15 protein-coding genes and 2 pseudogenes are annotated in these 22,710 nt (G+C 31.3%); all 17 read left to right on the plus strand.

The genetic code is table 11. The features are described 5' to 3' along the window. The first annotated feature begins 72 nt into the window (after positions 1-72). The gene (gene garD / locus EIH23_RS04365; RefSeq protein ID WP_122639005.1) at positions 73-1,605 is read left to right on the plus strand and encodes a galactarate dehydratase; all 1,533 of its coding nucleotides are present in this window, start codon (positions 73-75) and stop codon (positions 1,603-1,605) included. 88 nt (positions 1,606-1,693) lie between these two features. Continuing rightward, entirely contained in the window at positions 1,694-3,046 is a 1,353-nt protein-coding gene (gudD, locus tag EIH23_RS04370) for a glucarate dehydratase (protein WP_122639006.1), read from the plus strand. A gap of 16 nt (positions 3,047-3,062) precedes the next feature. Then, complete coding sequence (locus EIH23_RS04375; RefSeq protein ID WP_122639007.1) at positions 3,063-3,980, plus strand: dihydrodipicolinate synthase family protein; 918 nt, start codon at positions 3,063-3,065, stop codon at positions 3,978-3,980. A gap of 48 nt (positions 3,981-4,028) precedes the next feature. Then, complete coding sequence (gene garR / locus EIH23_RS04380) at positions 4,029-4,937, plus strand: 2-hydroxy-3-oxopropionate reductase (protein WP_330566175.1); 909 nt, start codon at positions 4,029-4,031, stop codon at positions 4,935-4,937. Between the two features lie 294 nt (positions 4,938-5,231). Further along, positions 5,232-6,653 (plus strand): annotated as a pseudogene (gene pyk / locus EIH23_RS04385) (pyruvate kinase); the annotation flags it as partial. A gap of 100 nt (positions 6,654-6,753) precedes the next feature. After that, complete coding sequence (gene eno, locus EIH23_RS04390) at positions 6,754-8,046, plus strand: phosphopyruvate hydratase (RefSeq protein ID WP_122639010.1); 1,293 nt, start codon at positions 6,754-6,756, stop codon at positions 8,044-8,046. 376 nt (positions 8,047-8,422) lie between these two features. Beyond that, positions 8,423-9,562, plus strand: coding sequence for a glycerate kinase family protein (locus EIH23_RS04395; protein ID WP_122639011.1), 1,140 nt, complete (start codon positions 8,423-8,425; stop codon positions 9,560-9,562). Positions 9,563-9,613: 51 nt separating this feature from the next. Continuing rightward, positions 9,614-10,879: a GntP family permease gene (locus tag EIH23_RS04400; protein WP_122639012.1), complete on the plus strand. Its 1,266-nt coding sequence runs from the start codon at positions 9,614-9,616 to the stop codon at positions 10,877-10,879. A 40-nt stretch (positions 10,880-10,919) separates the two neighbouring features. After that, positions 10,920-12,341, plus strand: a pseudogene (gene pyk / locus EIH23_RS04405) (pyruvate kinase); the annotation flags it as partial. Positions 12,342-12,442: 101 nt separating this feature from the next. Further along, positions 12,443-14,008 carry a sigma 54-interacting transcriptional regulator gene (locus tag EIH23_RS04410; RefSeq protein ID WP_122639014.1) on the plus strand — a complete coding sequence of 522 codons (1,566 nt, stop codon included), beginning with the start codon at positions 12,443-12,445 and terminating at the stop codon, positions 14,006-14,008. 271 nt (positions 14,009-14,279) lie between these two features. Further along, on the plus strand, positions 14,280-15,506 hold the full coding sequence (gene megL / locus EIH23_RS04415) for a methionine gamma-lyase (RefSeq protein ID WP_122639015.1): 1,227 nt from the start codon (positions 14,280-14,282) through the stop codon (positions 15,504-15,506). Positions 15,507-15,658: 152 nt separating this feature from the next. After that, a complete protein-coding gene (locus tag EIH23_RS04420) occupies positions 15,659-16,231 on the plus strand; it encodes a 2-oxoacid:acceptor oxidoreductase family protein (protein WP_122639016.1) in 573 nt (190 codons plus the stop codon). Beyond that, positions 16,232-16,543, plus strand: a complete 312-nt coding sequence (locus EIH23_RS04425; protein ID WP_122639017.1) for a 4Fe-4S binding protein — start codon at positions 16,232-16,234, stop codon at positions 16,541-16,543. Next, on the plus strand, positions 16,544-17,767 hold the full coding sequence (locus tag EIH23_RS04430; protein WP_243113320.1) for a pyruvate ferredoxin oxidoreductase: 1,224 nt from the start codon (positions 16,544-16,546) through the stop codon (positions 17,765-17,767). A 13-nt stretch (positions 17,768-17,780) separates the two neighbouring features. Beyond that, positions 17,781-18,719: a thiamine pyrophosphate-dependent enzyme gene (locus tag EIH23_RS04435; RefSeq protein WP_122639018.1), complete on the plus strand. Its 939-nt coding sequence runs from the start codon at positions 17,781-17,783 to the stop codon at positions 18,717-18,719. A gap of 146 nt (positions 18,720-18,865) precedes the next feature. Continuing rightward, positions 18,866-20,185 (plus strand): Na+/H+ antiporter NhaC family protein, encoded by a 1,320-nt coding sequence (locus EIH23_RS04440; protein WP_122639019.1) that lies wholly within the window; start codon positions 18,866-18,868, stop codon positions 20,183-20,185. 110 nt (positions 20,186-20,295) lie between these two features. Continuing rightward, positions 20,296-22,701, plus strand: coding sequence for a DUF362 domain-containing protein (locus EIH23_RS04445; RefSeq protein WP_122639020.1), 2,406 nt, complete (start codon positions 20,296-20,298; stop codon positions 22,699-22,701). Positions 22,702-22,710: the final 9 nt, after the last annotated feature.

Below are 22,710 nucleotides of genomic sequence, written 5' to 3' on the forward strand. Positions count from 1 at the left end.
AAAAATATAGAAAGATAACTAAAAATAAGTAATCAGCTAAGCATATTAGTATATATGAAAAAGAGGGATGATATGGAGAATAAAGTAGCTAATGAAAAACAACCTCTATACATAAAAGTTAATCCTAAGGATAACGTTGCCATAATCGTTAATCAAGGAGGATTAAGTAAAGGGACTGTTTTTCCAGATGGATTAGAATTACTTCAAGATATACCAGAAGCTAATAAAGTAACTCTTGAAAATATAAAAAAAGAAGAGCCAATAATCAGGTACGGTGAAGTAATCGGATATGCAACAGAAGATATACAAAAAGGAAGTTGGTTAAGAGAAGATAGGGTAATCTTACCAAGAGCATATTCTTTAGATGAACTTAAAAGTGAATGTATAGAAAATGACTTAGAGCCGCTTGAAGGATATACTTTCATGGGATATAAAAATTCTGATGGTAGTGTAGGAACCAAAAATATATTAGGGATAACGACTACGGTGCAATGTTCGGAAGGTGTTCTAAATGTTGCTGTAGATAGATTAAAAAGAGAAGTATTACCAAAATATGAAAATGTAGATGACATAATAGCTTTAAACCATCTTTATGGATGTGGAGTAGCTATAAAAGGTAAAGGTGCAGAAGTTCCTATAAGAACTATAAAAAATCTTGCTAAAAATGCTAACTTTGGAGGGGAGATATTAACAGTATCGCTAGGTTGTGAGAAATTAGTACCAGATATGTTATTTCCTGAGTTAGAAAAGGAAAACCTTGTTATACTACAAGATTGTCATGGATTTAATGCTATGGTTGAAGAAATAATGGCTAAGGCTGAAGCTAAACTAAAAAAACTGAATGAGAGAACTAGGGTAGAATGTCCAGTATCTGATTTAGTAGTTGGGCTTCAATGTGGAGGAAGTGATGCTTTCTCTGGAGTTACGGCAAATCCGGCAGTAGGATATGCAGCGGACTTATTAGTAAGAGCAGGAGCTAAGGTAATATTCTCTGAAGTTACTGAAATAAGAGATGCAGTTCATTTATTAGCACCAAGAACTGTTAATGAAGAAGTGCTTTCAAAACTTGTATATGAAATGAAATGGTACGATAACTACTTAGAACAAGCTGATGTCGATAGAGATGCTAATCCATCTCCAGGGAACAAAAAAGGTGGATTATCAAATGTAGTTGATAAAGCCTTAGGTTCAGTAGCGAAATCAGGTAGTACTAGAATAGTAGATGTACTATCTCCTGGTGAAAGAGTTAGAAAACATGGTATGACATATGCAGCTACTCCAGCAAGTGACTTTGTATGTGGTACTCAACAATTAGCATCAGGAATAACAATGCAAGTATTTACAACTGGAAGAGGAACTACATATAACTTAAATGTATCTCCAGTAATCAAGGTATCAACAAACTCAACACTTAAAGAAAAATGGTTTGATTTAATAGATGTAGACGCAGGACGAATTGCAACAGGTCAAAAAACAATAGAAGAAGTGGGTTGGGAAATATTCAATTTAATATTAGATGTTGCAAGTGATAAACAAAAAACTTATGCAGATCAACATAAAATATATAATGCATTAGCAGTGTTTAATCCTGCACCAGTAACTTGATTTAAAAAAGTAAGTTAATTTAAATTTAAAATAGATAAATAACATTAATTTGATGAAATAAATATAACTTTTAGGGGGAAAATTTACGATGAGTAAAACACCAGTAATAACTAAAATGCAAGTAATACCAGTAGCAGGACATGATAGCATGTTACTTAACTTAAGTGGAGCACATTCACCATTCTTCACAAGAAATATAGTTATATTAGAAGATAGTAATGGAAACACAGGAGCTGGGGAAGTTCCAGGTGGAGAAGGAATACGTAAAACTTTAGAAGATGCTAAAGAATTAGTAGTAGGACAAAGCATAGGTAATTACAATAATATATTAAATACAGTTCGTCATAAATTCAATGATAGAGATGCAGCTGGTAGAGGGCTTCAAACATTCGATTTAAGAATAACAGTTCATGCAGTAACAGCATTAGAAGCTGCTTTACTTGACTTATTAGGACAACACTTAGATGTACCAGTAGCAGCATTATTAGGTGAAGGTCAACAAAGAGAAGAAGTTGAAGCTTTAGGATATTTATTCTTTATAGGAGATAGAAACAAAACTGACTTACCATACTTAGATGGAAAAGGTGGTGACTGTGAATGGTATAGAGTTAGAACTGAAGAAGCTTTAACTCCAGAAGCAGTAGTTAAGTTAGCAGAAGCTTCTCATGAAAAATATGGATTTAAAGATTTCAAATTAAAAGGTGGAGTTTTAACACCAGATCAAGAAATAGAAGCTATAACAGCTATAAAAAATAGATTCCCAGATGCTAGAGTAACAATAGATCCAAATGGATGCTGGTCATTAAAAGATGCTATAAGAGTTTGTAAAGGAAAACAAGATGTACTAGCTTATGCAGAAGATCCATGTGGAGCTGAGGATGGTTACTCAGGAAGAGAAATAATGGCTCAATTTAGAAGAGCTACAGGTTTAAAAACTGCTACAAATATGATAGCAACTGACTGGAGACAAATGCAACACTCTATACAAGTTCAATCAGTAGATATACCACTTGCTGACCCACATTTCTGGACTATGCAAGGTTCTGTAAGAGTTGGTCAAATGTGTAATGAATGGGGATTAACTTGGGGATCTCATTCAAATAACCACTTTGATATATCACTTGCAATGTTTACTCATGTTGCAGCAGCAGTTCCAGGTGAAATAACTGCAATAGATACTCACTGGATATGGCAAGAAGGAATCGATAGATTAACTAAACAACCTTATGAAATAAAAGGTGGTAAAATAGCTGTTCCTAAAAAATCTGGTTTAGGTATAGAGTTAGACATGGAAAAAATAATGCAGGCAAATGCATTATACAATGAACATTGTCTAGGAGCAAGAGACGATAGTATAGGAATGCAATACTTAATAAAAGATTGGAAATTTGATAATAAAAAACCTTGTTTAATAAGAGAAGAACAAGCAGTACTTGCTTAATATTAGGGGGATTAAAATGGATACTAGTTCAATAAAGGGGATAATTGTTCCAATAGTTACTCCCGTTGATGAAAATAATTGTATAAATGAAGAAGCTATGTCAAGAATGGTAAACTATGTTATAGATGGTGGAGTACATGGAATACTTGCTTTCGGAAGTAACGGAGAATTCTTTGCTATAGACTATAAGGAACAAAGAAAAGCATTAGCTTGTATGGTAAAAACTGCAGCTAAGAGAATACCTGTATATATGGGTATAGCTGGAATAACTACAAAAGAATGTGTAGAAACTGTAAAAATGGCTATAGAGGAAGGTGCAGATGGTTTATCTATACTACCTCCAATGTTCATATCTCCAACTGAAGATGAACTATATGCTCATATAGTTGCAATAGCTGAAACAGCTCCAGAATTACCAGTACTTTTATACAACAATCCTGGTAAGGTTGGATATGGATTAAGTGTTAATTTAGTAAAAAGACTTGCAGATGTACCTAATATAGTAGGTATAAAAGATACTAGTGGAAATATGACTCTAACTGCTGAATTCATAAGAACTACAAGAGATAAAGATTTCAAAGTTATGGCAGGGAAAGATACTATGATATTAGGTTCACTAGCATATGGAGCAGTAGGAGCAATAGCATCAACTGCCAATATAGTTCCAGAATTAGTTGTTGAAATATATGACAAATATATGGCTGGTGATATAGAAGGTGCTTGCGAAGCTCAATTTAAATTAACACCTTTTAGAAATACTTTTGATAAAGTATCATTCCCAGCAGGAACGAAAGATGCTTGTAATTTAATAGGTCTTGAAGTTGGAAATAGTATAAAACCAAATACTACAGCATCTAAAGATGTACTAGATGAAATGGCACAAATATTAGCAGATTTAGGTTATATAAAAAGAGAAGCTCTTTTAGAAGCTTAATTATTGAAGGAAATTAGTACGAAAAATAGATAAAAGGAGTAAATGAATATGAAAAGAATAGGATTTATAGGATTAGGAATAATGGGTAGACCAATGAGTAAAAACCTTCTAAAGGCTGGTTTTGAACTTGTTGTATTAGATAGGAAACAAGAAGTAGTAGATGAATTAGTATCTTTAGGGGCTAAAGCTGCATCTACTCCAAAAGAAGTTGCAGAGCAAGTTGATGCTGTTATAACTATGCTTCCAAATTCTCCACATGTTAAAGAAGTTGTTTTAGGAGAAAATGGTGTAATAGAAGGAGCTAAAGAAGGTTTAGTAGTTATAGATATGAGTTCAATAGCTCCATTAGTAAGTAGAGAAATACATGGAGAATTAGCTAAAAAAGGAATAAAAATGATAGATGCACCAGTAAGTGGTGGAGAACCAAAAGCTATAGATGGAACAATATCTGTAATGGTTGGTGGAGAAAAAGAAGTATTCGATGCTTGTTACAATGTAATGGATGCAATGGCTGGATCTGTTGTTTACACAGGGGAAATAGGAGCTGGTAATATAACTAAATTAGCTAACCAAACTATAGTTGCATTAAACATAGCAGCTATGTCGGAAGCTTATATATTAGCTACTAAAGCTGGTGTTGATCCAGAATTAGTTTACCAAGCTATAAGAGGGGGGCTTGCTGGAAGTACAGTTTTAGATGCTAAATCTAAGATGGTTATGGATAGAAACTTCGAACCAGGATTTAGAATAGATTTACATATAAAAGACTTAGGAAATGTATTAGAAACAGCTCATGAAGTTGGAGCTCCATTACCATTAACTTCTTCAGTTATGGAAATGATGCAAGCCTTAAAGGTAGATGGATTAGGACAAAAAGATCACTCAAGTTTAGTAAAATACTATGAAAAATTAGCTAATGCTGAGGTTGTTAGACACGAAGATTTAGTAAAAGCTTAATAACATATAAATTAGGAATAGCGAATTTTAATAATTCGCTATTTTTAATCCATATTATTTTATTAAATTTATGTGATTTAGTAAGAAAACTATATATTATAAATACTAATAATTAGAAATATAATTAAAAAGATGGAAGATTTAAAATTATCTAAAATTTAACTATATATAACTTCAAAATATATGTAAAAAATTGTATAATAATATATGGAATATAAATATATATATAAATTATAAAAATGAAGTAAATATTATAAGGGTAGTATTTATTTCAGGAATATAGGAGAGTCAATTATGATCAATAGCACAAAAAGAACTAAAATTGTTTGTACATTAGGTCCAGCAAGTGAAAAAGAAGAAACTCTGAAAGCGCTTATTCAAAATGGATTAAATGTATGTAGAATGAACTTTTCTCATGGATCTCATGAAGAACATAAAGTAAGAATGGATTTAGTAAAAAAAGTAAGAGAAGAATTAGGACAACCTACTGCTATACTTTTAGATACTAAAGGTCCAGAAATAAGAACAGGACAATTTGATACGCCAGAAGTTTTTTTAGAAGAAGGACAAACTTTTACTATAACAATGAAAGATGTTATGGGGAATAAAGAAATGTGTACAGTAAGCTACAAAGGACTAGCTGAAGACGTAGAACCAGGAAATACTATATTAATAGATGATGGTTTAGTAGGACTTACAGTTAAAGAAGTTAATGGTGATGAAATAGTTTGTGTAGTTGAAAACTCAGGGATAGTAAAAAATCATAAAGGTGTTAACGTACCAGGGGTTAAAGTTAATTTACCTGCAATAACTGAAAAAGATAGAAGCGATATAGAATTTGGTATAGAACAGGGAATCGATTTCATAGCTGCTTCATTCGTAAGAAAAGTATCTGATGTTTTAGCTATAAGAGAGATACTAGAAGAAAATAATGCTACTGATATAAAAATAATATCTAAGATAGAAAATCAAGAAGGTGTAGATAACTTAGATGAAATAATAGCTGTATCTGATGGCATAATGGTTGCTAGAGGTGACCTTGGTGTTGAAATACCAACAGAAGAAATACCTGTTGTTCAAAAGCTTATGATAAGTAAGTGTAATAAAGCTGGAAAGCCAGTTATAACTGCAACTCAAATGCTAGACTCTATGATGAGAAATCCAAGACCAACAAGAGCAGAAGTAACTGACGTTGCAAATGCAATATACGATGGAACTGATGCAATAATGTTATCTGGAGAAACTGCTGCAGGTAAATATCCAGTTGAAGCTGTAAAAACAATGGCTACAATAGCTAAAAGAACAGAAGAAACAATTGATTACAATAAAAAATTAAGAAATAAAGCTTTAGAAGCTACAAATGTAACAGATGCAATAAGTTATTCAACTTGTTCAACTGCTATAGATTTAAATGCAAAAGCTATATTAAGTTCAACTTCTTCAGGACATACTGCAAGAATGGTATCAAAGTTTAGACCAGCTTGCCCAATAGTTGCGGCAACAGATAATGAAAGGGTAATGAGACAATTATCATTAACTTGGGGAGTACTTCCAACAATAACTACAAATGGTAAAAATACTGATGAAGTTATAAACAATGCTATAAGTGCAGCTAAAGAAAAAGAATACGTAGTTGAAAATGATTTAGTAGTAATAACAGCAGGTGTACCAGTTGCAACAAGCGGAACTACTAATTTAATAAAAGTAGAAACTATATAATAAATAATTTATATAAATTTTAAATAGATGTAGACAATAGTATAGTAGGTTTTTTAATCTATTATATAATCATATAAAAATTTTGGAGGTAATTTAAATGTCATTAATAGAAGCCGTATACGCTAGAGAAGTATTAGATTCAAGAGGAAACCCAACTGTAGAAGTTGAAGTTATATTAGAATCAGGATCTATAGGAAGAGCAATAGTACCATCAGGAGCATCTACAGGAGCTTTCGAAGCAGTAGAATTAAGAGATGGAGATAAAGGAAGATACATTGGTAAAGGTGTAGAAAAAGCTGTTAACAATGTAAATGAAATAATAGCTCCAGAACTAGAAGGAATGGATTGTTTTGATCAACCTGAAATAGATGCTATAATGATAGACTTAGATGGAACACATAACAAAGGAAACCTAGGAGCTAATGCTATACTTGGAGTTTCTATGGCTGTAGCAAGAGCTGCTGCTGAAGAATTAGGATTACCATTATTCCAATACATAGGTGGAGTAAATGCTAAGCAATTACCAGTACCAATGATGAACATATTAAACGGTGGAGAACATGCTGATAACAACGTTGATGTTCAAGAATTCATGATATTACCAGTAGGAGCTAAATCATTCAAAGAAGGATTAAGAATGGGAGCAGAAGTATTCCACTCATTAAAGAAAGTCCTAGGAGAAAAAGGTCTTGCTTGTGGTGTAGGTGATGAAGGTGGATTCGCTCCAAACTTAGGATCAAACAGAGAAGCTTTAGAATTAATAGTTGAAGCTATAGAAAAAGCTGGATACAAGCCAGGAGATGACGTAAGATTAGGTCTTGACGTTGCTGCTACAGAAATGTACAACAAAGAAACTAAGAAATATGTTTTAGCTGGAGAAGGAAAAGAATTAACAGCTGAACAAATGGTTGATTTATATGAAGATTGGGCAAATAACTTCCCAATAGTAACAATAGAAGATGGTCTTGATGAAGAAGACTGGGACGGATGGAAAGTATTAACTGAAAGATTAGGAAAGAAAATACAATTAGTTGGAGACGATTTATTCGTTACTAACACTGAAAGATTAGAAAGAGGAATAGATGCAGGTGTTGCAAACTCTATACTAATAAAAGTTAACCAAATAGGTACAATAACTGAAACTTTAGATGCTATAGAAATGGCAAAGAGAGCTGGATACACTGCAGTTATATCTCATAGATCAGGAGAAACAGAAGATACTACTATAGCTGACTTAGCTGTAGCTGTAAATGCTGGACAAATAAAAACTGGTGCTCCATCAAGAACTGATAGAGTAGCTAAATACAACCAATTATTAAGAATAGAAGAAATGGTTGGAGAACAAGCTAGATATTGTGGAATGGATTCTTTCTACAATTTAAAGAAATAATAAAAAAAGACTATCTTGAGAAAGTATTATAATATTAGACTATCTCATAGATAGTCTTTTTTATTTTTACAGATATTATAATTTATTTTGAAAAATATATGTGAAGATAATATTAACTGTAAAAATTTAGAGTGATTATTAATATGATTAATATAGAATTATATTGAATAAAATATTGTTAGAAAGCATTGATTATATATAAGTATAATCAAATAATATAATCTAAATTGAGTAAACTTTTAATGTGAATATTGAGCATTGCATAAGGATAGTATATATAACAAAATATATAGAAAATTATTTAATTTTTAGAAGTGATATTTTAATTTTTAATGCTGTTTGATATTACATTAATAAATAGGAGGCGATAGAAATTATGAAAATAGTAATTGCAATAGACTCACTAAAAGGAAGCTTAAGTTCTATGGAAGCAGCTAATGCTATAAAAAAAGGAATAGAAAATGCTAAATTACAAGCAGATGTTGAAATAAAACCATTAGCCGATGGTGGAGAAGGTACAGTAGATGCATTAGTTGAAGGAATGAATGGTAAAAGGAGAACTGTACAAGTTTGTGGTCCAGTTAAGCAAAAAATTAATGCAACTTATGGAGTATTAGAGCAAAGTAATACTGCAATAATGGAAATGGCTCAAGCAGCAGGAATTACTTTAGTTTCTGGGGAAGATAAAAATCCATTAATAACAACTACATATGGAGTAGGAGAGATGATAAAAGAAGCTATAAATGAAGGCTGTAGAAACTTTGTGATAGGTATAGGTGGAAGTGCAACCAATGATGGTGGAGTAGGTATGCTTCAAGCTTTAGGATTTAAATTTTATGATGAAAATAATGAATTAGTTGGATTAGGAGGACAAGTATTAAATCAAATAAGAAAAATAGATGTAAGTGAAAAATTAGAAAAATTAGATGAATGTACTTTTAAAATAGCATGCGATGTTAATAATCCTTTATATGGATTAAATGGAGCGGCTCATATATATTCACCTCAGAAAGGAGCTACACCAAGTATAGTAGAAGAGCTGGATAAAGGGCTTATGAATTTTGCACAGGTTGTAAAAAGAGATTTAGGCAAGGACTTAGCAGATGTACCAGGGGTTGGAGCAGCAGGAGGCCTAGGATTTGGATTTTTAGCATTTTTAAATGCAAAGCTTGAATCAGGTATAAAGATAATACTTGATGAAACTAAGTTAGAAGATGCAGTTAAGGATGCTGATATTGTTGTAACTGGAGAAGGAAGACTTGATAATCAAACAGCAATGGGAAAAGCTCCAATAGGAGTTGCTAAGTTAGCAAAAAAGTATGGTGCAAAGGTCATAGCAATATCAGGATGTATAACAGATGATGCAGTTAAATGTAATGAAGAAGGTATAGATGCATTCTTTGCAATTGTAAATAAGGCTATGTCATTAGAAGAAGCTGTAGATAAAAGTACAGCAGAAAAAAATATGATTCAAACCGCAACTCAAATATTTAATTTAGTCAGGGTGTTAAGTTAATTTTAAGTTTATATAAATAAGATACAAAATTATATAATGGTGGTGAAGTAGATGGATATACAAATAACTACATTTGGAGCATTATTAGGGTTAGCAGTAGCTATAATTCTAATAATAAAAAAATTTCAACCAGCATATAGCTTAATATTAGGAGCATTAATTGGTGGATTAGTTGGTGGAGCGGGCCTTGTTGGAACTGTAGATGTAATGATGGAAGGTGCAAGGGGAATAATGTCAGCTATTCTTCGTATATTGACATCTGGAGTCCTTGCAGGTGTTCTTATAAAAACTGGAGCTGCAGCTAAAATTGCAGATCAAATAATAAGAACATTAGGAGAAAAAAGAGCTTTAATTGCTTTAGCATTATCAACTTTAATATTAACAGCAGTAGGTGTATTCGTAGATATATCAGTAATAACAGTTGCACCTATAGCTTTAGCAATAGGTAAAAAATTAGGATATTCAAAGTTTACAGTGCTTTTAGCTATGATAGGTGGAGGAAAATGTGGTAACGTAATTTCTCCAAATCCAAATACAATAGCAGCATCAGAAAACTTTGGCGTAAGCTTATCATCATTAATGGCAGCTAATATAATACCAGCAATTTTTGGATTAGTAGCTACTATTATAATTGCAAATATATTAGCTAAAAAACATGCTGGAGATAAAATTGAATTAAATTTAGAAGAAAATGAACCTCAAGAAGAGTTACCATCTTTTTTTGCAGCAATAGTAGGTCCATTAGTAGCAATATTACTACTTTCATTAAGACCTATAGTAGGAATTACAGTAGACCCACTTATAGCTTTACCTCTAGGAGGAATTATAGGAGTATTAGTTATGGGAAAAATAAGATATATAAATGATTATATGGCATTTGGTTTATCAAAGATGATGCCAGTTGCAATACTTTTAATAGGAACAGGTACAATTGCAGGTGTAATTAAATATTCAGGAGTCCAAGCTAGTACAATATCAATACTTAATGCAATGCATATACCAGAGTTCTTATTAGCACCAATTTCAGGTATATTAATGGGTGCCGCAACTGCATCAACTACATCAGGAGCAACTATTGCTTCAGCTACATTTGCACCAGCAATAATATCAGTTGGAATAGCTCCATTAGCAGGAGCAGCAATGGTGCATGTAGGAGCAACTGTACTTGATAGTTTACCACATGGTTCATTTTTCCACGCAACAGGAGGTTCAGTAAATATGAGTATAAATGAACGTCTAAAACTAGTACCATATGAAGCTGCTGTTGGGTTAACTATAACAATAGTTTCAACTATTATGTGGGGAATAATAATGTAATATATTATAAAACTATACACTAAGTAGAGGAGACAAACGTATGATAAATAGCATAAAAAGAACCAAGATTGTTTGTACATTAGGACCAGCAAGTGACAAAGAAGAAACTTTAAAATTACTTATTCAAAATGGATTAAATGTTTGTAGATTTAACTTCTCCCATGGTTCTCATGAAGAGCATAAAGTAAGAATGGATTTAGTTAAAAAAGTAAGAGCAGAATTAGGACAACCTACTGCTATACTTTTAGATACTAAAGGGCCAGAAATAAGGACAGGAGAATTTAATGAACCAGAAGTTTTTTTAAAAGAAGGACACACTTTCACTATAACAATGAAGGATGTTATGGGAAGTCAGGATATGTGCACAGTAAGCTATAAAGGATTAGTTAAGGATGTTAAGTGTGGAGATATCATATTAATAGATGATGGTTTAGTAGGACTTAAAGTAAAAGAAGTCAATAATGATGATATAGTTTGTGTAGTTGAAAATTCAGGTATAGTAAAAAATCATAAGGGGGTTAATGTTCCAGGTGTTAAAGTTAATTTACCCGCTATAACTGAAAAGGATAGAAGTGATATCGAGTTTGGAATAGAACAAGGAATAGATTTTATAGCAGCTTCATTCGTAAGAAAAGCATCTGATGTATTAGCTATAAGAAAAATATTAGAAGAAAATAATGCTACTGATATAAAAATAATATCTAAGATAGAAAATCAAGAAGGTGTAGACAACTTAGATGAAATAATAGATATATCTGATGGTATAATGGTTGCTAGAGGTGATCTTGGTGTTGAAATACCAACAGAAGAAATACCTATTGTTCAAAAAAATATGATAAATAAATGTAATAAAGCAGGAAAACCAGTTATAACTGCAACTCAAATGCTGGATTCGATGATGAGAAATCCAAGACCAACAAGAGCAGAAGTAACTGATGTTGCAAATGCAATATACGATGGAACTGATGCAATAATGTTATCTGGAGAAACTGCTGCAGGGAAATATCCTGTTGAAGCTGTAAAAACAATGGCTATAATAGCTAAAAGAACTGAAGAAACCATTGATTATAATACAAAATTAAGAGAAAAAGCTTTAGAAGCTACAAATGTGACAGATGCAATAAGTTATTCAACTTGTGCAACTGCTATAGATTTAAATGCAAAAGCAATATTAAGTTCAACCTCATCAGGTCATACTGCAAGAATGGTATCAAAGTTTAGACCAGAATGCCCGATAGTTGCGATAACAGATAATGAAAGAGTAATGAGACAATTATCATTAACTTGGGGTGCGCTTCCAGTTATAACTACAAGTGGTAAAAATACAGATGAAGTTATAAATAATGCAATAAATGCAGCTAAAGAAAAACAATACATAGCTGAAAATGATTTAGTGGTAATAACCGCAGGTGTGCCAGTTGCAACAAGTGGAACTACTAATTTAATAAAAGTAGAAACTATATAATTTTAAACCTAAGCTAATAATATTAATCATATTATTGGCTTATTTTTTTGTTATGATATTATAAAAGAGAGTCAATCAAACACAGGGGGAAAATTAATATGATTAGGTTTGAGATAAATACTAAAAATAGATTTGGTATTACTACTGAAATATTATATAAGCTATATAATAAAAAAATAGATTTAGTATCTATGGAGGTTTTTCCGGAAAAGGTTTGTATAAAAATAGATGATATTGATCCAGATAATAAAGATATTCTTAAAGAGGCAATATCTAGTATAGAAGACATTATCTCTATAGATGAAATAGAACTTTTAAATCATGAAAAAAATGAACAAAAGCTACTGGCAGTTATAAATTCTGTAGATGAAGGAATTATTTCTATAGATAAAAATTTTAGAATTAATATATTTAATAACTATTGTCAGGATTTGTTTAACTATAATAAGCAGGATGTTATTGGAGAAGATATTAGGGGAATTATTGGAAAAGATGATGTAATTGTAGATTTAATTAATAATGGTGATGAATATGACAATATAAAAGCTACATTAACTCATGATGGTATAAAAAGCAACTATATAACTACAGGAAGAAGAATAACAAATGATCATGGAGAAACTATAGGTGGTGTAATTTCTATAAAAGATGTTAATAAAGCAAAACAACTTGTTAATATTATCAATAAAAATAATGATGGGCCTTTTAAAAATATAATAGGTAATAGCAAGAGTATAGAAAAGGTAAAGCAGATGACTTTGGCTATAGCAAAAAGTAACTCAACTGTATTATTAAGAGGAGAAAGTGGTACAGGTAAAGAGCTATTTGCAAATGCTACACATGAGTTAAGTGATAGAAAAAATAAAAGATTTATAGCTATTAACTGTGCGGCACTGCCAGATAGCTTACTAGAAAGTGAATTATTCGGATATGAAAAAGGTAGTTTTACAGGGGCTATGCAAAATGGTAAGGAAGGACTTTTTAAGGAAGCTAATGGAGGAACTATTTTTCTAGATGAAATAGGAGAGTTATCAATGTTACTTCAAGCTAAACTTTTAAGAGTTTTACAAGAAGGAAAAATAAGAAAGATTGGTAGCAGTAAAGAAGAAGATGTTGATGTAAGGATTATAGCTGCCACTCATAAAAATCTTGAAAATATGATAAAAGAAGGAAGCTTTAGAGAAGATTTATACTATAGATTAAATGTAATCCCAATAAAAATACCAAGCCTAAGAGAACGATTAGAGGACATTCCAATATTAACTCAGTTCTTTATAGACAAGCTTAATAAGAAACTTAAGAAAAATATAAAAGGATTTAAAAAGGATTTTATTGATACTTTGATGAACTATGATTGGCCAGGGAATGTAAGAGAACTACAGAATTTAATAGAAAGGGCAATGAATCTATGTAGTGGAGACATTTTGACTTCTAAAGATATTATTATAGATTATTTATATAAAAGTGAAGATATTATACAAAGTATTATTGAAGATGATGATATAAAAATAAGTACTCTAAAAGAGGAAATGGAAAACTACGAAAAAGAAATTATTATGAAAGTATATAATATTAATAAAAGTTATAGGGAGAGTGCTAAAATACTTGGAATATCGCATACATCAGTGATGAATAAGGTAAAGAAATATAAAATAAATGAGTAAGATAAATTTGTAAATAAATATTTACAGATGTAAAGTTTTATTTACGTAAAATATATATAATGTAAACAAAGGTTTACGATATATATAAATATATATAATAAGATAAGAAAAATATGTGAATACACCATCGGAAAACGTTTTACAAAGTGGCTTATTTCAAGGGGTACAAAACTAATAAAATAAAAAATAAAGTTTATTATTTAAAAGTAAAAAGTTGGCACAATGATTGCTCTATATAATTGTGTAAATAAAATTATAGGGGGTAACTCAAATGGAAAACTTAAAAAATAAAAAATTCGCAACACAAGCTATACATGGAGGTCATAAAAAAGACCCAGTATCAGGAGCTTTAACAACGCCTATATACCAAACATCAACTTTCGTATTCGATAGTGCAGAACAAGGTGGGAGAAGATTTGCGCTAGAAGAAGATGGATTTATATATTCAAGATTAGGAAATCCTACAAACATGCAATTAGAAGAAAAGATAGCTTTATTAGAAAAAGGTGAAGCTTGTGTATCTACAGCTTCAGGAATGGGAGCTATAACTTCTACTTTATGGTCAGCATTAAAGGCAGGAGATCATATGGTTGCAAGTAAAACTTTATATGGATGTACTTACGCATTATTAAATCATGGAATGAGCAGATATGGAGTAGATGTTACTTTTGTAGATGCAACAGACTTAGATGAAGTAAAAGCAGCTATGAGAGAAAATACTAAAGTTGTTTATTTAGAAACTCCAGCAAATCCAGATTTAAAATTAATAGATATAGAGTCTGTATCAAAAATAGCTCATGAAGTAGAGGGTTGTATGGTTGTAGTTGATAATACCTTCTGTACTCCATACATACAAAGACCTTTAGAGTTTGGAGCTGACGTTGTAGTTCACTCTGCTACTAAATACTTAAATGGTCATGGAGATGTTCTAGCTGGGTTCGTTGTTGGTAAACAAGAATTCATTAATCAAGTAAGATTATTTGGAATAAAGGATATGACAGGTGCTGTACTTTCTGCATTTGATGCTTACTTAATAATAAGAGGAATGAAAACTTTACAAGTAAGAATGGATAGACATACTAAAAATGCTAAAGAAGTTGCTAAATTCTTAGAATCTCATACAAATGTAGAAAAAGTAAATTATCCAGGATTAGAAAGCTTCCCACAATATGAATTAGCTCAAAAACAAATGGATATGCCAGGCGGTATGATAGCATTTGAAGTTAAGGGTGGACTTGAAGCTGGTAAAAAATTATTAAATTCTTTAGAATTATGTACTCTTGCAGTTAGTTTAGGTGACTGTGAAACATTAATACAACATCCTGCATCTATGACTCATTCACCATATACTCCAGAAGAAAGAGCTGAAGCTGGAATATCTGAAGGATTAATAAGAATATCTGTAGGACTTGAAGATCCTGAAGATATAATAGCTGACTTAAAGCAAGGTTTAGATAAATTAGAGTGTGTAGAAAAAGAAGAAGTGTTAAATGCTTAAAATATAATACTAATATCCGCTATGATACTTTTATCATGGCGGATAGTTAAGATTTCCATTGTTAGATAATAACAATTGTATGATAATGGAAATCTTAAATAAGATTTTATTGGATGAGCACAAATATACTTAATTTTTAAGGGGGTATGATGGTGAATAACACAATAGAGATTAGATGGCATGGAAGGGGAGGACAAGGTGCAAAAACTGCTTCATTATTACTAGCAGATGTTGCATTTAGTACAGGTAAATATGTGCAAGGTTTCCCTGAATATGGTCCAGAGAGAATGGGGGCACCAATAACTGCTTATAACAGAATCAGTGATAAAGAGATAAGAGTACACTCAAATATATATGAGCCACAATTTGTAGTAGTAGTTGATGAAACTTTATTAGAATCAGTAGATGTAACTAAAGGATTAAAAAAGGATGGCGCAATAATAGTAAATACATCTAAAAGTAAAGATGAAATATCAAAATATCTTAAAGGATATGAAGGCAGGTTGTATACAGTAGATGCTAGAAGTGTATCAGAAAGAGCTCTAGGAAAATACTTCCCAAATTCGCCAATGCTTGCATCAATAGTGAAGGTAGCAAACATAATGCCTTTAGATACATTTTTAAATGAGATGGAAACTTCTTTTAAACATAAATTTGCATCTAAGCCAGAGGTTATAGATGGAAATATGAAAGCTCTAAAAATTGCACTAGAGGAGGTAGAATAGATGGAAAACAAGAAAATAAGCAAAGTTATTACAGAAGATATATCTTGGAAAGATATAACACCAGCAGGAAATGTTTTTGGTGGTGGAACTTCAGCAGAATTTAACACAGGTGAATGGAGAGTAGATAAGCCTATATTTATAGAAGATAAATGTAAGCAATGCTTACTATGCATTCCAGTTTGTCCAGATAGTGCTATTCCTGTAGAGAATAAAAAAAGAAGTGAATTTAACTATATGCACTGTAAAGGATGTGGTATATGTGCAAAAGTTTGTCCTTTCGATGCTATAGAAATGGTAAAGGAGGAAGTATAGATGTCAACTACAGCAATAATGGAAGAAAGAGTAGTAGAACCTTCAGTAATAAGAGAAAGATTATCAGGAAATGAAGCAGTGGCAATAGCTATAAAGCAAATACATCCAGATGTTTTTCCTGCTTTTCCAATAACTCCTTCAACTGAAATACCGCAGTATTTTTCATCATACGTAGCTAATGGTGAAGTTAAAACTGAATTTGTAACTGTTGAAAGTGAACATAGTGCAATGAGTGCTGCAGTTGGAGCACAATCAGCAGGGGCAAGAACTATGACTGCAACATCTTCTTGTGGGTTAGCGCTTATGTGGGAAGAATTATATATAGCAGCATCAAACAGATTACCAATAACATTAGCTTTAGTTAATAGAGCTCTATCTGGGCCAATAAATATAAACTGTGATCATTCAGATAGTATGGGCGCTAGGGATTCTGGATGGATACAAATATATTCTGAAAATAACCAAGAAGCTTACGATAACTTTATTCAAGCTGTAAGAATAGGTGAACATAAAGATGTACAATTACCAGTAATGGTTTGCCAAGATGGATTTATAACAAGCCATGCTGTTGAAAATATAAACTTGATAGAAGATTCTTTAGTAAAAGAATTTGTTGGAGAATATACTCAAGAAAATTATTTATTAAATGCAAAAATACCAATGTCTACAGGGGCTTATGATGTGACAGGATATTATATGGAACATAAGAGACAACAGGCAGAAGCTATGAAAAATGCTAAAAAAGTAGCTTTAGAAGTAGCAAAAGATTTCGAAAAAATATCTGGAAGAAGTTATGGATTATTTGAAAAATATAAATTAGATGATGCAGATTATGCAATTGTTATAATAAACTCTGCTGCAGGGACAGCGAAAGATGCTATAGATAAAATGAGATCAGAAGGGAAGAAAGTTGGATTGTTAAAAATTAGACTGTTTAGACCTTTCCCGGCAGAAGAAATAAGAGAAGCTTTAAAACATGTAAAAGTTTTAGCTGTAATGGATAGATGTGAAGGTTTTAATGCTTATGGAGGACCATTAGGAGCGGAAGTAAAAGGAGCACTTTACAGTTTAGAAAAGGGGCCTAAGATTGTAAATTATATTTACGGTTTAGGTGGTAGAGATGTTAAGGTTGAAAATGTTGAAGAAGTATACAGCGAACTTGAAAAAATTGATAATAGTAATGAGCTAGGGGATGAGTATCGTTATTTATCAGTAAGAGATTAGGGGGGTGTAAGAGATGAGTTATAATTTTAAAGAATTTATGAATAAGCGTGAAAGATTAGCTGGTGGACATAGAATGTGTGCTGGATGTGGAGGTACTATAGCTGTAAGAAACATATTACGTGGATTAAAAGATGAGGATCATGCAGTAATAAGTAGTGCAACAGGATGTTTAGAGGTATCTACTTTTATGTATCCTTATACTGCATGGAAAGACTCATTTGTACATAATGCATTTGAAAATTCAGCAGCAACGATAAGTGGTGTAGAAGCAGCTTACAAAGCAATGAAAAGAAAAGGGAAAATAGATGATAATTATAAATTTATAGCATTTGGTGGAGATGGAGGAACTTATGATATAGGATTTCAATCACTATCAGGTGCGATGGAAAGAAATCATGATATGGTATATGTATGTTATGATAATGGCGCATATATGAATACAGGTATACAACGTTCATCTGCAACTCCCATGTATGCAGATACAACAACAACTCCAGTAGGTTGTGAGTCATCAGGAAAGCCACAAAATAGAAAAGATTTAGCCACAATAATCGCCTCACATGATGTTCCCTATGTAGCTCAAACAACATTTATAAAGAACTTTAAAGATTTGCATACTAAATCTGAGAAAGCTATATATACAGAGGGTGCATCATTTTTAAATGTAATGGCACCATGTCCAAGAGGATGGAGATATCCAGCAGAAGATATGATGAAAATATGTGAATTAGCAGTAGAAACTTGCTATTGGCCACTATTTGAAGTTATAGATGGAAAATGGATATTAAATTATAGACCTAAAAATAAACTTCCAATTGAAGAATTTTTAAAACCACAAGGTAGATTTAAGCATTTATTTAAAAAAGGAAATGAACATTTAATAGAAGATTTCCAAAAAGAAGTTGATAGAAGATGGAGAGAATTATTAATTAGATGTGGTGAAGAAATATAAGTTATATATTAGGATGATTATAATATTGGCAAATTCATCAAGATAGAAGTTTAGATAGCTTTACTATGGGGACTATCTAAACTTATCTTGGTGGGGAATTTATATATAAGTAATATTATAAAATTTTAAATAGGGAGAGGTTTAGCATGAACAAAAGCGCTTCAAAAGGAAATCCATTGGCATTATTACCTATAGTTGTATTCTTAGTATTATTTGTTGGTAGTGGTATTATAACAGGGGACTTTTATAAAATGCCAGTTCTAGTTGCTTTTATGATAGCATCGGGAGTTGCATTATTATTTAACAAAGACGAAAAATTTGATACTAAGATGGATATATTCTGTAAAGCAGCAGGAGACCCTAATATAGTTCTAATGTTAGTTATATTTTTATTAGCTGGAGCTTTTGGAAGTGTTGCAAAGGCTATGGGTGGTGTAGATTCAACAGTAAATTTAAGTTTGTCAGTATTACCTCCAAATTTATTAGTTGCAGGTTTATTTATAATAGGTAGCTTTATATCTATATCAATGGGGACATCAGTTGGTACAATAGCAGCTCTTGCTCCAATAGGTCTTGGAATAGCTGAAAAAACTGGTATACCAATAGCTTTAGTTACAGGAGCTATAGTTGGTGGGGCAATGTTTGGTGATAATTTATCAATGATATCTGATACAACAATAGCTGCATCAAGAACTCAGGGGTGTGATTTAAAAGACAAATTTAAAGTTAACTTTTTAATAGTTTTACCAGCTGCAATAGCTACAGTAATATTACTTGCAGTAATGACAAGAGGATACCAAGGAGCGACAGGAGAAAATTATACTTATGAATTTATAAAAGTAGTACCTTATATTGTGGTACTAGTTGGTGCTCTGTGCGGGGTAAACGTTTTTGTGCTGCTTGGAGGAGGAATACTATTTGCAGGAATAATAGGATTAGTAACATCGTCTATTGATTTATTAGGATTGATACAAGCTGTATCTTCTGGTATGGCAGGTATGCAGGAGTTATGTATATTAGTACTAATAGTAGGTGGAGTAGTTGGTTTAATGAAATATAATGGTGGAATAGAATTTTTACTTAACTTCATAACTAGCAAAATAAACAGTAAAAAAGGTGCTGAGTTTGGTATAGCTACATTAGTAAGTGTTGTAGACTTATGCACTGCAAATAATACTATAGCAATAGTAACAGCAGGACCTCTTGCTAAAGATATAGCAGAACAATATGATATAGACCCAAGAAAAACCGCAAGCATACTTGATATATTCTCAGCTTGTTGGCAAGGTATGATACCTTATGGAGCACAGCTTGTTACGGCTGCTGGAATAGTTGGAATATCAGCAGTTGAGATAATAAAATACTTGCATTATCCAATGTTAATGCTTGTTTGTGGTATAGCTTCGATAGTATTTGGGATTCCAATACTTAAAAAATCTAATGAAAAAACGAGTAAAGTATCTTAAAATAAATTGATAAAAATAAAAAATCACTAGTCAAATAGTATACACTAGACTAGTGATTTTTTATTTTAAAAATAGATTTTGTTCTTTTTTTAGCAAATAAACTAACCCTCATGAATATAATAAAAATAGCAATTCTTTTTTCTTATAAGAAAGGGGGGATTTTTATCATATCTAAAAAAAATTTAAATGAAGTAATCGTTGATTCTAAAATAGGAAAGAAAAAAATAGACTACAAAGGTTCTGCGATTTCAGCAGTAAGATTGGATGCTTATAAGGCTTATGACGGAATACCAATTTTATTACAAAAATTTATAGATTATAAAGATTATGCAGCGTGGGGAGAGATAGTAAAAAAAATCGATTATATTTATTACAATATAGATTGTTTATTATCAAAGTTAGATAAAGAAATTCATTTTAAGGAAAAAGTAAAATATGACGTAAATAAAGGTAAAAAGCTTTTATTTAAGCCGAACATAATAGGGTCTATTGCGATAGATCCTATTACACATAGAGAAGCAGATACAAAAAAGATTTGTACAGAATGGCCGATAGTTGCAGCTATAATGAGATGGTTTCATGATGAACTAAATATATCTTACTCAAAAATGTCAATTGGAGAATGCTCAGCTAGTACACTTATGATATCAAAATTTTTAAGTAAATTTGTAGGTAAAGAAATAACACCACAAGCTGTAATTGAAGGTAAAAGTGGCGAATTTTATGGAGGATGGGGGTTTTACTTCGCTCGTAAGTATTTAAAGGAATGTAATTTATATAGTCATAAAGATAATCCTATGAATGGATATGAAGAAAGTATAGAAGGTGCATACTTATCACCTGGAGAAGCTTATAATCAGCTTATGGTATATGACCTAAATGATATAGGAATGGATAAATCTAAAGGAAGAGTTATAAAAATAGATGATGGAGCAAATTATGAAGAAATAAGGTTGCATAAGGTAATTGTAGGTGGAGATAAAGGAGATAAAGATGATATTTATAAATATCCAGGATGTGTATTAATTAATATTCCTAGAGTAAAAATACACGACCAAGACCTTTTAAGTGGTGCAATTAAAAATCTTGGAATGGGGCTTCATCCATATTCTCCATGGCATATGGAAATAGATGAAGAAACTAATTCACCAAAGATGAATGAAGATGGAGATTATATAAAATATAAAACTCATGGCATATCTGGAACTCAAAGTGACATAATAAAAGCTATAAAAAGTCAGGATATATTTATGATTCATATATTAGATGCAATAGAAATTATGAATAAAAGCCATGATAGTGCTAATGCGCAACCAACTAAAGAAGGATTTATTTTTTCATCTCTAGACTGTGTTGCCATTGATTTATTTACTGCTAGATATTGTTTTAAAAATATACCTATGGATAAGGCAATAAAAATTAAAGATGAAAATAATTGGAGCACTGAATTTATTCAAAAAATTCCAATAGCTGAAATTGAAAATAATAATATAATAACAACTTATGGATATGATTCACCATTACTTAGATATGATTTATACAATTATGCTCAAAAAAGAGGAATTGGAAAACAACTATATTACGTAATTGGTATAGATAATTTAACTAAAAAGCCATTAGTATCACTTCAAGGTCATTTAGGAAAAATAGAAGAAAATACTTTTGTAGAAGTGATTACAGAAAACTTTTATTATAGTTTAGTTACAATAATGCATGATTTACAATCAACAATTTTTAGTTACCTAAAATCTCAAGATAAATTAGCTAACACATCTGTTTTTAATACAATAATGAATATTTACGATGAAAATAAAGACGGTGTAGTTGATTATAATGAAAAGGGAAGAGGATTTGAAGATGCTATTTATAATATTTTAGAAGAATGTTATAAAAGCTTTAATGAAAGGTATGGCCAATTAAAAACTAACTTTCTTATGGTAAGATCTTTTATAAAAAATGTGAGAAAAGATTGGAATCATCAAGGTCATGATTTTATAATTGATAGAATTTATGTAAATATAGCTCAAGTAGCATATGAAATGTCTCAAAGTGAAGAGATTAATGATGATTTATTTATCGAAAATATGAAATTTGGAAAAGGTATGTGGCCTAGTTGGAAAACTGCAACATATGTCCTTTATATGTCATATATTTATGGCTCAGTAACAGAAGAATATATAAGTATAGATTCGTTATATGGATGGGCTTTTCAATATGCAGATAAAGTATTAAATTTTGGTAAATATACTCAAAAAATTAAAGACAATATAGTGTCATTAGAGTCGATACAAGGTAATATTCCTAAAGTCTCACCTCATATTTTAAAATCAGATAAGCGCATAAATAATCCTATTAAAAAATATTTTGAGGATGTTTATAATGGAGAACCACCTTTAGATTTTACACTTTATGTTCCTTTTGAGTTTGTATATATTCAAGGAGTAAAAATACCAAATATAGAAGGAACTGATGATAAGAATAAAATTTTTACAGTAAGTTTTTCTGAAAACTGGTAAAAAAAATCA

Origin of the sequence: Romboutsia sp. Marseille-P6047 (assembly GCF_900604535.1) — a bacterium.
Lineage (GTDB): Bacteria > Bacillota > Clostridia > Peptostreptococcales > Peptostreptococcaceae > Romboutsia_E.